Consider the following 14,893-nt stretch of genomic DNA (forward strand, 5'->3'; position numbering starts at 1 on the left):
CGCAGTCGGCGTATCAAGTTTCCCCGAGCCGTGCACGACATGTCGGAATTCAACGAACACACTACTTTCTCGACAGCATTGCTTCAGAGCTTTATTACTTGCCTGCCAGGAAACACAGACAAGTCATCGCAAAGTAGAGTATTGCAGCAGTTTGCCGATCTGCTCGCAGAACGGAAACAGGCTTGAGCGATGCGCATTCAGCACATTCAATAATGGCCTGACACCCCAGCCGCCGTCAGGCGCGGCGAAACGCCAGACGATCGGGCGGACTTCACCGTCGGCACGCGGTCCGAAATTATTGTCGACGCCCACCCAGGCACCTTTGGCGTCGATGATCAACGCTTCTTCAAGTCCGTAGTTCTGCGAGTAACGGCGATTGGCCTGTAACAGTTCAGCGGCATACGACCAGCACTGCTCGACCTTGGCCGTCTGCGCATCGCGACGACAGATCTGAAACGCATTGCGCTCAAGGGTAAACAGCTTGCCGTTGAACAGCGCAATGTCGGAAAAGTCGCGATCGACGGCCCTGGCGTGGGGAAACTGCGACGGCTGCATCTCTTTGCCGCCCTCGCTGAGCAGCACGCAGCGACCTTCGCAATCCCACACGGTCTGCTGACGCTTGATCGTCAACAAGCCGCGGCTTTGTCGCTCGGCAGCCAGCCACATGCGATCGCCCGCCGGGTTGATCGCCAAGCCTTCAAAAATCGCGTTGAAATGCAGCAACATTCCACTGGCCCGCGCTTCACGCACCAGCATCGGCGAAATCTTCAGCCAGTTGGCAGGGCCGATGAGAGGCACCTGCAAGACCGCGGCATGGCCTTCGCTGACCAGGTAGCGATTGCCCGCGCTGTCACAGCTGATGCCTTCGAAATCCAGATCGCCACCGCGCACGAACGACGCTGCCCAGTTGCGCGAGCGCAAGCCCCATGGCAAACCGGTATCCGGCACCAGCGGCACGTCGATGCGCATGGCTTCGGCCTGCCAGACCTGGTCGGCAGTATCGAGTCGATAGATCTGATCGTCATCGCGATCCGATACCGCCCACAGTGCGTCGCCGCACATGGCCAGCCCTGACAGATTGCCACCGCGCATGCCTTCAACGGCATGCTCGGACAGCACGCGCAGTTCCTGCAACGGCTCGGCCGACACGCTCATCGCACTCAGCAACAACGTACACGCCAGGGCCAAGCCACACCGCATCAGGCCAGCACCTCGGCGAGGTTGCCTTTGGATTCGAGCCAGGATTTACGGTCGCCGGCGCGTTTTTTCGCCAGCAGCATGTCCATCATTTCCGAGGTCTCGGCGAAATCTTCGCCGAGCGTCAGCTGCACCAGGCGCCGGGTGTTCGGGTCCATGGTGGTTTCACGCAGTTGCGGCGGGTTCATTTCACCCAGACCCTTGAATCGGGTGACCTGCGGCTTGCCGCGCTTCTTCTCGGCGACCAGACGATCGAGAATGCCATCGCGCTCGGCCTCGTCGAGGGCGTAGTAGATTTCCTTGCCCAGGTCGATGCGGTACAGCGGCGGCATCGCTACGTAAACGTGGCCGGCATCGACCAGCGGGCGGAAGTGCTGGACGAACAACGCGCAGAGCAGCGTGGCGATGTGCAGACCGTCGGAGTCGGCGTCGGCAAGGATGCAGATCTTGCCGTAGCGCAGCTGGCTCATGTCCGCCGCGCCCGGATCGACGCCAATGGCCACGGCGATGTTGTGCACTTCCTGGCTGGCGAGCACTTCGCTGCCGTCGACTTCCCAGGTGTTGAGGATCTTGCCGCGCAACGGCAGGATCGCCTGGAATTCCTTGTCCCGCGCTTGCTTGGCGGAACCGCCGGCGGAGTCACCTTCGACCAGAAACAGCTCGGAACGCATCGGGTCCTGCCCGGCGCAGTCGGCCAGTTTGCCCGGCAATGCCGGGCCTTGGGTGACGCGCTTGCGCTCGACCTTCTTGCTCGCCTTGAGGCGACGGCCGGCGTTGTTGATCGCCAGTTCAGCCAGGGCCAGACCGGTTTCCGGGTTGGCATTGAGCCACAGGCTGAACGCGTCCTTGACCACACCGGAGACGAACGCCGCGGCTTCGCGCGACGACAAACGCTCTTTGGTCTGGCCGGAGAATTGCGGTTCCTGCATTTTCATCGACAGAACGAAAGCGATGCGCTCCCAGACGTCTTCCGGCGCCAGCTTCACGCCGCGCGGCAGCAAGCTGCGGAATTCGCAGAATTCGCGCATCGCATCAAGCAGGCCTTGGCGCAGACCGTTGACGTGGGTGCCGCCCTGCGCCGTCGGGATCAGGTTGACGTAGCTTTCCTGCACTGCGTCGCCACCTTCCGGCAGCCACAGCAGCGCCCAGTCGACCGCCTCTTTATTACCGGCGAACGCACCGCAGAACGGCTCGTTGGGCAGGCGTTCGAATTCGCTGACCGCGTCGACCAGATACGAGCGCAGTCCGTCTTCGTAATGCCATTCGACTTTTTCGCCGGTGCCTTTGTCTTCGAAGCTGACCAGCAGCCCCGGGCACAGCACAGCCTTGGCCTTGAGCACATGCTTGAGGCGGCTGATGGAGAATTTCGGAGAATCGAAGTATTTCGGGTCCGGCGCGAAGTACACGCTGGTACCGGTGTTGCGCTTGCCGACGGTGCCGACGATTTCCAGCTCGGAGGCCTTGAAGCCGTCCTTGAACGTCATCTGGTATTCATTGCCGTCGCGTTTGACCCGTACGCGCACTTCGGTCGACAGCGCGTTGACCACGGAAATACCCACCCCGTGCAGACCGCCGGAGAACTGGTAGTTCTTGTTGGAAAACTTGCCGCCCGCGTGCAGCTTGGTGAGGATCAGTTCGACACCGGACACACCCTCTTCCGGGTGGATGTCGACCGGCATGCCACGGCCGTCGTCGCTGACTTCCAGCGAATGGTCGGCGTGCAGGATGACCTGCACCGATCGGGCGTGGCCGGCCAGGGCTTCGTCGACACTGTTGTCGATGACTTCCTGGGCGAGGTGGTTCGGCCGACTGGTGTCGGTGTACATGCCGGGGCGTTTGCGCACCGGGTCGAGGCCCGAGAGGACTTCGATGGCGTCGGCGTTATAGGAGCTAGCGCTGGGAGTGGCCATAGGGTCTCGTCGTCAGTCATTCATTGAATAGGGGCAAGACTTCACAGTGCGGTGAAATCGATTGCCTGATACATATCGGCGCCAATGCCGGCAAAACTCAGCAATGCCGGCAAGTGCCCGGCAAAGCCCTGGAAACTGTGATCGCCGCCGGCCTGGATGCGCAGGGCACAGGCGCGGTAATACTGCTGGGCGAGGCGATAATCCAGCGTTTCGTCGCCGGTTTGCAACCAGACCTGATAGCGCTGCGCATCCTGCGGTGCTGGCACTTGCAGTTCGGCCAGCGCCGCGACGTGGTCGTGGGTCAGATCCCAGGTTTCATCGGTATACAGGTTTTTCTGCGGGCCCAGATAGCCGTCGAACATCCGGTGCGGGCTGACCGCCGGGTTGACCAGCAGGGCTTTCAGGCCATGGCGCTCGGCCAGGTGAGTCGCATAGTAGCCGCCGAGCGAACTTCCCACCAGCAGCGGCCGGCCCAGTTCGGCAATCGCTTGCTGCAACTGACCGATGGCCTCGCGCGGATGGTGATGCAGGGCCGGTACTCGCAGTTGCTCGCTCAAACCCAGCCGCTCCATCACCGTTACCAGCTGACAGGCCTTTTTCGAGGCCGGCGCGCTGTTGAAACCGTGGATATAGAGGATCGAACCGGACATTTGAACTCCCTGGCTGTCGGCGAAAGATAGCGGAGTTTACAGGGAGTCAGGGCAATCGTGGGTGTTTGTGAGGACGCCTTCGCGAGCAGGCTCGCTCCCACCTTGAAATGTGTTTCTCCTGTGAGAGCGAGCCTGCTCGCGAAGAGGCCAGTGAGGCCTCAGTAACCATTGGAACCGTAATCAACCGTAAAGGCAAAACCGCTGACCCGCTCGACACCCGTCTCCAACCGCCCATCCGGCCAAAGCCGCAACCAGCGATACCCCGGCGCCTGCTCACCGACCTTGAAATCCACACTGCCCGGCTCGAACTGGATGCAGGTCGAAGGCGAGGCCAGTAGGCGCACGCCATTGCGCTCGCGATCGATTTCCTGATGTACATGCCCCCACAACACCGCGCGCACCTGCGGAAAGCGATCCAGCACCTCGAAGAACGCCTCGGGATTGCGCAGACCGATCGGCTCCATCCACGCACAGCCGATCGACACCGGATGGTGGTGAAAACACACCAGATGATGGCGCTCCGGCGCTTCGCTCAACGCCCGCACCAGCAACTGCAATTGATCGTCCTGCAGATAGCCCGGCACCGATCCCGGCACGGCTGAATCGAGCAGCGTCACTCGCCAGTTGCCGATATCGACCACCGGCTCCAGCAGCGTACTTTGCACCGCTGCCTGCGCCATGATCATCGGTTCATCGTGGTTGCCAGGAATCCAGCGCGCCGGGGCGTCGATCTGCGCGCTCATCTGACGAAACTGTTGATAGGACTCCAGCGTACCGTCCTGGGAAATATCGCCGGTGGCCAGCAGCAGATCGATCTGCGGCTGCTGCTCCAGCACCCGCTCGATGACCTTTTGCAGGCTCTCGCGGGTTTTCATGCCCAGCAGCGCACCGTCCGCGTCAGCGAAGAGATGGCTATCGGACAGCTGCACCAGCAGCGCCGGATCGGCGGTGGTCAACGTGGATACGCTCGGCAAAGGCGTTCTCCCAAGGCAAAAGCACGGAATCGGTCAGGTGCCGCAATTATGCTGGGGGTTCAGGCAAAGAGGAAACCGGCGAACCGGAAGCAGTTCACAACTAGCGTACGACTTCGTACTCATGCCCCAGTGCCAGGCAATGGCTCAGCCACTTCCCCAGGAACAGATTGAGCTGAGCCTTTTCATCCGGCTGGTACATCGAAGCATTCGGATAAGGATAGATGCCGCGAAAGCGTCGTGCATGTTCGGCGCTGACCACTTCAGCCATGCGCGCGTCGTGATAGACCTGCACTTCCAGTTGTGGCACCGGCAGCCAGGGCAGGCTGTGTTCCTGGCGCACCTGCAACGTCGTGGTGTACGGGCAGGTCTGCAGCACTTCGAGGGCGAGCACGCCGAGCATCTGCTCGCCCTGGGTCACGGCGATGCGCCGCGCCTCGGGCTCGCTGCGCATGTCCGGCAGCAAGCGCATCAGGCGCGCGTAGTTGGCCTCGCAGGCGGCTTGCAGCCCCACGAGGTCGACTCGATAACGATCGCGCAGCTTGTTTACAACCATAACCCCCTCACTTCGGCGCGGTTCAGCGCCAGCCACTGCAAGGCGATGATGCTCGCCGCATTGGCAATGCGTCCGTCACGGACGGCCTGCAAGGCATCTTCAAAAGCCCAGACCGTGACGCGGATATCTTCTGCCTCTTCTTCCAGGCCATGCAGACCGCCCACACCCTCGGTGCTGCAACGCCCCAGATACAAATGCACGAATTCGTTGCTGCCACCCGGCGAGGGGAAATACTTGGTCATCGGCCAGAGTGCCTTGATGTCCAGCCCAGCTTCCTCCTGCGCTTCGCGGTGAGCAACTTCTTCCGGTTGCTCATCCTTGTCGATCAGACCGGCAACCAGTTCGACCAGCCACGGATTGTCGGCCTTGCCCATGGCGCCGACGCGAAACTGCTCGATCAGCACCACTTCGTCGCGCTGCGGATCGTAGGGCAGCACGCACACGGCGTCGTGGCGAACAAAAATTTCCCGGTTGATCTCGCGGCTCATGCCACCGGCGAACAGCTCATGGCGCAGGTGCACGCGATCGAGCTTGTAGAAGCCCTCGTAGCACTTTTCGCGCCGCACGATATCGACGGCGGTCGGAATGGCGTTGGCAAAATCGGTCATGAGCATCCTCTCTACTACAAGTCCATAACGAGGTTGCGCTGGGCGACCTCGACTTCGCGCCATCCTAACGCGCCCGCACCGTTTGATGCAGCCCCTTTACCGTCAGCGGGATGGACGGTGACGGCGAAACCCACTCTAATTAGCTTAGTGGCGAACTGACTGCTTCGTTGAGAGTCGAAGCGGTAACTTTTTTGCCTTCCCCTGCTTTCGAAAGGACGCCCATGTCGCTTTTCAAAATTACCTCTGTGGCCGCAATCGCCCTGACTCTGGGCGCCTGTGCCAGCCTGTTCCAGCCCAACTACCGTACGCCGCTGGACACCAAACGCGATGCCTCGGAACAGCTCAAACCCGGCTGCGCCAACCCTGAATGCCCACTGGTGAACATCGATACGTTGCGGTTCCCGGACGAGCCGGCACTGGACGGCATTATCGAAAAACGCCTGCTGCAGATGACCCGCACCGAGAAGAACGCCCCGGTCGCGCCGACCCTGGCGGCTTACCGCGAACAGTTTCTGGCCAGCGCCGGCCCGCGCTACAGCAGCTACCTGCAAGCGAAAGTACGCGAGCAGCATGACGGCTTGGTGATCATCGAGCTGTCGAGCTACCTCGACACCGGCGGTGCCCATGGCACGCCGGGTCGCGGTTTCATCAACTATTCGCGCCAGCAGCACAAGGTGCTGAACCTGTCCGACATGCTGCTGCCAGGCCAGGAAGAAGCCTTCTGGAAAGCCGCGCAGGTTGCGCACAACAGCTGGCTGATCAGCACCAAGCTCGATCAGGAGCCGGAATTCGTGGCGAACTGGCCGTTCGTGAAAACGCCGAACGTGGCGCTGACCTACGGCGGCGTGATCCTCAAGTACGACGTGACCACCATTGCGCCTTACGCGCTGGGCCACGTCGAACTGAAGATTCCTTATCCGCGCCTGAACGGCATTCTCAAGCCTGAGCTGTTTCCCGGCCGTAACTGAAAGCCCGACCCAGGATCAGTTGCAACAGCCCTGCCAGCACCAGCGCCGGCAGGGTTGCGCCGACATCCGGGTACAGATTCGCCAGCAAGTGGTAAGTGCTCACGCCACCCAGCCACGCCAGCAACGCCGGCCAGCGCAATGCGGCTGACGCCACTTGGGCACTGCGCTTGCGCAGGATGAAGTGATCCACCAGCACCACACCGAACAGCGGCGCGAACACCGAGCCGATCAGCAAGAGGAAGTTCTGGTACTGCGCCAACGGCGCCAGCAGGGCGATCAGCGTGCAGATCACGCCGATGGCCAGCGCCAGATGCTCGACTTTCAGACGCAACAGAATCCCGCTCGATACCGCCGCCGAATGAATGTCGGCGAAGGCGTTTTCCGACTCGTCGAGCAGAATCAGCAGCAGCGGAATGCCCAGCCCGGCACCCGCCAGTGCCAGCAGCAGCGCGTTGACCTCACCGCTCGGCGCGAAGGCCAGGGTGTAGGCGACGCCGAGACTCATCAGCCAGAAGTTACCAATGAAGAAACCGACAGCCGTGCCACCGAAGACATTCTTCGCGCGCTTGCCGAAACGCGAGTAATCGGCAATCAGCGGTAGCCACGACAGCGGCATGGCGATGGCAATGTCGAAGCCCACGGCGAACGGCATCGAACCGTCACCGGCGCGCGCCCATAGATTAGCCAGATCGGCTTTGGCGAACAGGTTCCAGGTCAGCCAGAGGCAGGCGGCGAGCAACAGCCAGATGCCCCATTTGCGCAGGATCTGCCGCACAAACGTCAGCGGTCCACTGACCGCAAGCAGGGTCGCCAGCGCGCCGAATAACAGGGTCCACAGCATCGGATTGGCCCACAGCGAACCTTCACTGAACGCACGGGTGCCGAGCAGGCTGGCAGCGTCGCGCATGACGATGATTTCGAACGAGCCCCAACCGATCAGTTGCAGCAGATTGAGCAGCGCCGGCAGGCTCGCGCCTTTGTTGCCGAGGCTGAGTTTAAGCGCGGCCATCGACGACAGGCCAGTGTCGCTGCCGATTACGCCGACGGCGGCCAGCAACAGCACACCGACCAGTGTGCCGAGAAAAATCGCCAGCAACGAACCGGACAAGCCCAGGCCGGGTGCGAGCAAGGCGCCAGTCTGCAAGACCATCAGGCCGATGCCGAGGGAAAACCACAGGGAAAACAGATCGCGACCGCCGAAGACACGCTTGTCAGCGGGTACCGCGAGGTCGGGGGAATAAGTGCCGGGTTGAATGCTCAAGGGTGTTTTCTCAAGAGGAGCAGAGAAAAAGCTGCAAGCTGCAAGCCGCAAGTAAAGGCAGTACGCGGACCGCTTCTAATCTTGCAGCTTGTAGCTTGCCGCTTGTGGCTAGACTTTTGATCGTTCCCACGCTCTGCGTGGGAATGCCTCTAGGGACGCTCCGCGTCCAGTGACGCGGAGCGTCACGGGCTGCATTCCCACGCGGAGCGTGGGAACGATCAGTGCGAACCGGATCAGACTTTCTTGTACAGCTGACTGCCTTCCTGCTTGAACCGCTCGGCCTGTTCCGCCAGGCCTTTGGCGACGTCCACGTCGACCGCGTCGATACGCTGGTTGGCCGCGTATTCGCGGACTTCCTGGGTGATTTTCATCGAGCAGAATTTCGGCCCGCACATCGAGCAGAAATGCGCGACCTTGGCCGAGTCTTTCGGCAGGGTTTCGTCGTGGTACGAACGCGCGGTGTCCGGGTCCAGGCCGAGGTTGAACTGGTCTTCCCAACGGAATTCAAAGCGCGCCTTGCTCAAGGCGTTGTCACGAATCTGCGCGCCCGGATGCCCTTTCGCGAGATCCGCAGCATGCGCAGCGATCTTGTAAGTGATGATCCCGGTTTTCACGTCATCCTTGTTCGGCAACCCCAGGTGTTCCTTAGGCGTCACGTAGCAGAGCATCGCGCAGCCGAACCAGCCGATCATTGCCGCTCCGATGCCGGAAGTGATGTGATCGTAGCCCGGAGCGATGTCGGTGGTCAGCGGACCGAGGGTGTAGAACGGCGCTTCGTCGCAGCACTCGAGCTGCTTGTCCATGTTCTCTTTGATCAACTGCATCGGCACGTGGCCCGGGCCTTCGATCATGCATTGCACGTCGTGCTTCCAGGCAATCTTGGTCAGCTCGCCGAGGGTTTCCAGTTCGCCGAACTGCGCTTCGTCGTTGGCGTCGGCAATCGAGCCCGGACGCAGGCCATCGCCCAGCGAGAAGCTGACGTCGTAGGCCTTCATGATTTCGCAGATTTCGTCGAAGTGGGTGTAGAGGAAGTTCTCTTTGTGGTGCGCCAGGCACCACTTGGCCATGATCGAACCGCCACGGGAAACGATGCCGGTCACGCGCTTGGCGGTCAGCGGCACATAACGCAGCAGCACGCCGGCGTGGATAGTGAAGTAATCGACGCCCTGCTCGGCCTGCTCGATCAGCGTGTCGCGGAACAACTCCCAGGTCAGGTCTTCGGCAACGCCATTAACTTTTTCCAGGGCCTGATAAATCGGCACGGTACCGATCGGCACCGGCGAGTTGCGGATGATCCACTCGCGGGTTTCGTGAATGTGCTTGCCGGTGGACAAATCCATCACCGTGTCCGAGCCCCAGCGAATGCCCCAGGTCAGTTTCGCCACTTCTTCTTCGATCGAAGAACCCAGCGCACTGTTGCCGATGTTGCCGTTGATCTTCACCAGGAAGTTACGGCCGATGATCATCGGTTCCAGTTCGACGTGGTTGATGTTGGCCGGAATGATTGCGCGGCCGCGGGCGATTTCTTCGCGGACGAACTCAGGAGTGATTTCTTTCGGGATGCTCGCGCCGAAGCTGTGGCCGGCGTGTTGCTGCTTCAGCAGGCCGGCAGCGCGGGCCTCTTGCAGCTTCATGTTTTCGCGGATGGCGACGTATTCCATCTCGGCGGTGATGATGCCTTTGCGCGCGTAGTGCATCTGGCTGACGTTGGCGCCGGCCTTGGCCCGGCGCGGGTTGTTGACGTGAGCGAAACGCAGCTTGGTCAGCTCGGCATCGGCCAGACGCTGCTGACCGAAGTTCGAGCTCAGGCCCGGCAGACGCTCGGTGTCGCCACGGTCGTCGATCCACGCCGAACGCACGTCGCCCAAGCCTTTGCGCACATCGATGACCACGTTCGGATCGGTGTACGGGCCGGAGGTGTCGTAGACGGTGACCGGCGCGTTGATTTCGCCGCCGAAGTCGGTCGGGGTCACGTCCAGGCTGATTTCGCGCATCGGCACGCGGATGTCCGGGCGTGAGCCCTGAACGTAGACTTTTTGCGAACGGGTGAACGGCTTGACCGATTGCTCATCGACCTTGGCCGAGTCACTGAGATTGATCGCGTTTTTTTCTTTTGTCGTCATCACGGGCTCTCCAGACAGCATCCAGCAGTGGATTGTCGGAGCAGAACCTGAGAGGCACGGACGCACCAGGACCGGTGCTGTGCATTCGTCATGGGGGCGTTCGATTGTCGAACAATTCCCGGACGAAGCACAAGAGGACTCGCCGGGTGACGAGAAATCTTGTTCCCTACGCAGGCGCTAACCTGATCAGGTTCAACGGGATCCGAAATTATTCGATCTCAGCCTCATAGCAAGGCACCCCGACAAGAACCCGGCCAGTCTAGACACAACTGGCAAAGAACGCCAACACCGCGGCAAACGCCATGATCAATGGCACAAATACAGGGGCTCGGCCGATTGTTGTGATGCGCTTGCGCAACTACACTCGCCTTGCTCTGCCCCGCCTTGACGCTGTGCAGGCCGCGCCTTACCTTTGGCGCCCGGATTATTTCCATAATATTAATGCTAGGGATCGCCTCATGCTGCGCAAACTCTCACTGGCTGTGGCCGTGTCTTGTGCGTCCACCGCAATGGCCTGGGCGGCCGAAGCGCCTTTGTCGACCAAAACCGATCTGGTCAGCGTCTATCAGGAAGCGGTCGACAACAATGCCGATCTGGCCGCCGCTCGCGCCCAGTACGGCGCGCAGAAAGAAGTGGTGCCACAGGCCCGCGCCGGTTTGCTGCCGAATCTGTCCGGTGGCGCCGAAGTCGCCGACGTGCGCACCTCGATCGACCAGCCTTCAGCGATTGCCAATCGCAGCGCTCATTCGTATCAGGCGACCCTCGCCCAACCGTTGTTCCGCGCCGATCGCTGGTTCCAGTACCAGGCCGCCAAGGACGTCAACGAACAGGCCGCCCTGCAACTCTCGGCGACCGAACAGAACCTGATCCTGCAAACCGCCGAAAGCTATTTCAATGTGCTGCGCAGCCAGGACAACCTTGCCTCGACCAAGGCTGAAGAAGCCGCGTTCAAGCGCCAGCTCGACCAGTCCAACGAGCGCTTCGATGTCGGCCTCTCGGACAAGACCGACGTGCTGCAATCGCAGGCCAGTTACGACACCGCGCGAGCCAACCGCATCGTTGCGCAGCGCCAGGTCGATGATGCGTTCGAAGCGCTGATCACCCTGACCAACCGCCAGTACAACTCGATTCAGGGCATCGTCCACAGCCTGCCGATTCTGCCGCCGGCACCGAACGATGCGAAATCCTGGGTCGACACGGCGGCGCGGCAGAATCTCAACCTGCTCGCCAGCAATTACGCGGTCAGCTCGGCTGAGCAAACCCTCAAGCAGCGCAAGGCCGGGCATTTGCCGACCCTCGATGCCGTAGCCAAATACGAAAAAGGTGACAACGACGCCCTCGGCTTCGCCAACCCCAACTCGTTCGGCGCCCCCTACGGCGGCAACGTCGAACAAAGCACGCTGGGCCTGCAGCTGAGCATCCCGATCTACAGTGGCGGGCTGACCAGCTCGCAAGTGCGCCAGTCTTACGCGCAACTGGATCAGAGCGAGCAGCAGCGCGAATCGCTGCGCCGCCAGGTGGTGGAGAACACCCGCAACCTGCACCGTGCGGTGAATACCGACGTCGAGCAGGTGCAGGCGCGCCGCCAGTCGATCATCTCCAACCAGAGCGCGGTGGAAGCCACGGAAATCGGTTATCAGGTTGGCACGCGCAACATCGTCGACGTGCTCGACGCCCAGCGTCAGCTGTACACCTCGGTGCGCAACTACAACAACACCCGCTACGACTACATCCTCGACAACCTGCGCCTGAAGCAGGCGGCGGGCACGTTGAACCCGGGGACCTGCAAGACCTGCGGCGTTATCTGAAAGCCGACTACAACCCGGACAAGGATTTCTTGCCGCCGGATCTGGCGTCGGCGGCCGAGGCGCAATTGAAAGCCCGGCCTTGAAATGAAAAAAGATCGTCCGAGGCATGCCCGGACGATCTTTTTACGCCCGACTTATTTGATCAGCCTGCCCAAACCCTCCAGCAAACGCTGCAACGCGCCCTGATTGCGGCGCATCACCGCCAGCCCGGCCTCGGCCATGCGTTGCGCATCGCGCGGCAATTCGAACAAACGCTGTACCTCGACCGCCAGCCCTTCGGCATCGTCCACTTCCGCCAGTGCCCCGGCTTCGCGCAGTTGCGCGGCGATGTCGAGGAAATTGAACAGGTGCGGACCGCTGATGACCGGTTTTGCCAGCGCTGCCGGCTCGAGCAGATTGTGCCCGCCGTTGGCGACCAGACTGCCGCCGACGAAGGCGCTGTCGGCCAGGGCGTAGAGAAACAGCAACTCGCCCATGGTGTCGCCGAGCAGCACGCTCGTCTGCGCATCGACATGGGCACCGGTCGAGCGCCGTACCGTGGCGAAACCTTCGCGCTGACACAGATCGAACACCGCATTGAAACGTTCGGGATGGCGCGGTACCAGAATCAGCAAGGCGTCGGGGTGATTGGCGAGCAGACGGCGATGGGCGTCAAGCACCACTTCGTCCTCGCCTTCGTGGGTGCTCGCAGCGATCCAGACCGGACGTTCCAGTGCCTGCCATTGAGCGCGCAGGTCGGCGGCGCGTTGCAGCAGGTGCGGGTCGATGGTCAGGTCGAACTTGATCGAACCGGTGACGTCGACGGTTTCCGGCCGCGCGCCCAGATCACGGAAGCGCTGAGCCTCGGCCTCGGTCTGCACGGCAAACAGACTCATTTCAGCGAGCATCGGCGCGGTCAGTTTGCTGAAGCGCCCGTAGCCTTTGGCCGAGCGCTGCGATAACCGACCGTTGGCCAGCGCCACCGGAATTCCACGCTTGGCGCATTGGTGAATATGGTTGGGCCACAACTCGGTTTCCATGATCACCGCGAGTTTTGGCTGGACGCGATCCAGAAAGCGCGCCGCCGCGCACGGCAAGTCGTACGGCAGATAGCAATGCTGGATGCGCGGCTCATTGGCGAACAGCGCCTGAATCCGCTCCGAACCGGTCGGCGTCATGCAGGTCACGGTGATCGGCAACTGTGGATAACGCTGCAGCAAGGCGCGGATCATCGGCGCGGCGGCAATGCTTTCGCCCACCGACACGGCGTGGACCCAGATGCCGCCGGGCTGCAGTGTCGGCATGTTGCAGGAGAAACGTTCGCCAATCCGTTTGGCATACGCCGGCGCCTTGCGCGCGCGCAGCCACAGCCGAATCACCACCAGTGGCAGCCCCAGGTAAAACAGCGCGGTGTACAGAGTTCTATTCATGGCGGCGGAGTTTATCGGCTTTTGTCGCCGATCGCGCGCAAGTGCACGGCAAAACGTTCGGCCAGCCAGCGTGCAGCCGGGCCAAGCGGCTCGTCACGGCGCCAGACCAGCTCCACCACCAGGGCCGGCGGCGTCCATTCGCTGGCGAGTTCGACCATCTGCCCTTGATACGCCGAATACTGCACCACATGGCGCGGCAACCACGCCCAGCCAAGGTTGCGCACCAGCCATTCGGACATCACATAGAAACTGTCGGCGCGCCACACTTGCGGGCTGGCCGCTTCGTTACCGGGGTAGACGCTGGTTTGCGTCGACATCAATAACTGCCGATGTTGCGCCAGTTGCTGGCAGGTTACGTAAGGCTGCGCTGCCAACGGATGATGAATGCCGCACACCGTGACCATTTCCACGCTGCCGAGCACGCGACGTTCGAGCGCTTCGGGAATTTCATCGTGATAGAACAACAGGCCGAGATCGGCGCGGCGCTCGACCAGTTTGCGCGCGACTTCACCCTGAGCGGCGCTGGTCAGTTGCACTTCGAGGCTGGGAAACTGCTCGGCCAGTTCACCGAAACTTTCCACCAGCGCCTGATATGGCATCGCCTCATCCTGCGCCACGCGCAACTGCGCTTCCTGGCCGCGCAGCATTGCCATGGCGCGGCCGTTCAGACGTTCGCACTGACGCAAGACTTCCCGCGCTTCTTCAAGCAAGGCCCCGCCGGCTTCGGTGAGAGTCGGCTGACGCCCGCTGCTGCGTTCGAACAGGCTTACGCCCAAGTCATCTTCGAGCATGGCAATGGCGCTGCTGATGGCTGATTGCGCCTTGCGCTGCTGACGCGCCACGGCGGAGAACGAGCGCTGTTCGGCGACCTCTACAAATACGCGCAACTGGTCCAGATTCCATTGCATATGGCTCACCAACCTATCTACATAACAGATAGGTAATGACTTTACCCCATCTGGCGAATCCCTAGAATATCGCCTCAGTGAGCAGCATTTTATTGAGGATTGAAACCATGAACGCCTACGCCTATCTCGCCATCGCGATCTGCGCCGAAGTGATCGCCACCGTGTCGATGAAAGCCGTCAAAGGCTTCAGCACCCCGTTGCCGCTGATCCTGGTCATCGTCGGCTATGCGATTGCGTTCTGGATGCTGACGCTGGTCGTGCGCACGGTTCCGGTCGGCGTGGCCTACGCGGTGTGGGCCGGCATGGGCATCGTGATGGTCAGCGTCGCGGCACTGTTTCTGTACGGGCAGAAACTGGATATACCGGCGATGGCGGGGATGGCGCTGATCGTGTTGGGCGTGGTCGTCATCCAGCTGTTCTCGAAAACCGCCGGCCACTGAGAGCAGCAACAAGCTCCCAGCGATAAGCCGCAAGCACGAGCGATTTGACGCTTCAGGTTGCAGCTTGCAGCTTGAAGCTTGAAA

Annotated in this window: 11 protein-coding genes, 2 pseudogenes and 1 riboswitch; of the genes and pseudogenes, 3 read left to right on the plus strand and 10 right to left on the minus strand. The window is 61.4% G+C overall.

Translation table 11 applies throughout. From position 1 onward, the window contains the following. Positions 1-213: 213 nt before the first annotated feature. The 6 genes and pseudogenes from M0746_RS23145 to M0746_RS23170 all read right to left on the minus strand — a co-directional run. Positions 214-1,200, minus strand: a pseudogene (locus M0746_RS23145) (esterase-like activity of phytase family protein); the annotation flags it as partial. Continuing rightward, positions 1,200-3,107: a DNA topoisomerase IV subunit B gene (parE, locus tag M0746_RS23150; protein ID WP_093105463.1), complete on the minus strand. Its 1,908-nt coding sequence runs from the start codon at positions 3,105-3,107 to the stop codon at positions 1,200-1,202. The pseudogene M0746_RS23145 and the gene parE, both read right to left, overlap by 1 nt. Before the next feature lie 41 nt (positions 3,108-3,148). Further along, complete coding sequence (locus M0746_RS23155) at positions 3,149-3,757, minus strand: YqiA/YcfP family alpha/beta fold hydrolase (protein WP_258450710.1); 609 nt, start codon at positions 3,755-3,757, stop codon at positions 3,149-3,151. 158 nt (positions 3,758-3,915) lie between these two features. Then, on the minus strand, positions 3,916-4,731 hold the full coding sequence (cpdA, locus tag M0746_RS23160; RefSeq protein ID WP_258450711.1) for a 3',5'-cyclic-AMP phosphodiesterase: 816 nt from the start codon (positions 4,729-4,731) through the stop codon (positions 3,916-3,918). A 100-nt stretch (positions 4,732-4,831) separates the two neighbouring features. Continuing rightward, positions 4,832-5,284 carry a DUF1249 domain-containing protein gene (locus tag M0746_RS23165; protein ID WP_258450712.1) on the minus strand — a complete coding sequence of 151 codons (453 nt, stop codon included), beginning with the start codon at positions 5,282-5,284 and terminating at the stop codon, positions 4,832-4,834. Next, the gene (locus M0746_RS23170; protein ID WP_093105471.1) at positions 5,275-5,892 is read right to left on the minus strand and encodes an NUDIX domain-containing protein; all 618 of its coding nucleotides are present in this window, start codon (positions 5,890-5,892) and stop codon (positions 5,275-5,277) included. The genes M0746_RS23165 and M0746_RS23170 overlap by 10 nt, the downstream gene beginning before the upstream one ends. 221 nt (positions 5,893-6,113) lie before the next feature. On the opposite strand from M0746_RS23170, the gene M0746_RS23175 reads away from it, so the two are divergent. Further along, positions 6,114-6,860 (plus strand): RsiV family protein, encoded by a 747-nt coding sequence (locus M0746_RS23175; RefSeq protein ID WP_258450713.1) that lies wholly within the window; start codon positions 6,114-6,116, stop codon positions 6,858-6,860. Here the strand turns inward: M0746_RS23175 and cytX are convergent. Beyond that, entirely contained in the window at positions 6,829-8,121 is a 1,293-nt protein-coding gene (gene cytX / locus M0746_RS23180) for a putative hydroxymethylpyrimidine transporter CytX (protein ID WP_258450714.1), read from the minus strand. The two genes, M0746_RS23175 and cytX, sit on opposite strands and share 32 nt — an antisense overlap. 233 nt (positions 8,122-8,354) lie before the next feature. Then, a complete protein-coding gene (gene thiC / locus M0746_RS23185; protein WP_186619565.1) occupies positions 8,355-10,244 on the minus strand; it encodes a phosphomethylpyrimidine synthase ThiC in 1,890 nt (629 codons plus the stop codon). A 146-nt stretch (positions 10,245-10,390) separates the two neighbouring features. Further along, positions 10,391-10,496, minus strand: a riboswitch (TPP riboswitch). A 206-nt stretch (positions 10,497-10,702) separates the two neighbouring features. On the opposite strand from thiC, the pseudogene M0746_RS23190 reads away from it, so the two are divergent. Beyond that, positions 10,703-12,135: pseudogene (locus M0746_RS23190) on the plus strand (TolC family outer membrane protein). A 51-nt stretch (positions 12,136-12,186) separates the two neighbouring features. Here M0746_RS23190 and waaA read toward each other — a convergent pair. After that, positions 12,187-13,461, minus strand: a complete 1,275-nt coding sequence (gene waaA / locus M0746_RS23195) for a lipid IV(A) 3-deoxy-D-manno-octulosonic acid transferase (protein WP_258450715.1) — start codon at positions 13,459-13,461, stop codon at positions 12,187-12,189. An 11-nt stretch (positions 13,462-13,472) separates the two neighbouring features. Continuing rightward, positions 13,473-14,369, minus strand: a complete 897-nt coding sequence (locus tag M0746_RS23200) for a LysR family transcriptional regulator (RefSeq protein ID WP_258450716.1) — start codon at positions 14,367-14,369, stop codon at positions 13,473-13,475. A gap of 107 nt (positions 14,370-14,476) precedes the next feature. Between M0746_RS23200 and M0746_RS23205 the strand changes: the two genes are divergently transcribed. Further along, a complete protein-coding gene (locus M0746_RS23205) occupies positions 14,477-14,809 on the plus strand; it encodes a DMT family transporter (RefSeq protein ID WP_090280663.1) in 333 nt (110 codons plus the stop codon). Positions 14,810-14,893 lie beyond the last annotated feature (84 nt).

It is taken from the genome of Pseudomonas sp. S11P7, assembly GCF_023195435.1.
Classification (GTDB): Bacteria; Pseudomonadota; Gammaproteobacteria; order Pseudomonadales; family Pseudomonadaceae; genus Aquipseudomonas; species Aquipseudomonas fluorescens_G.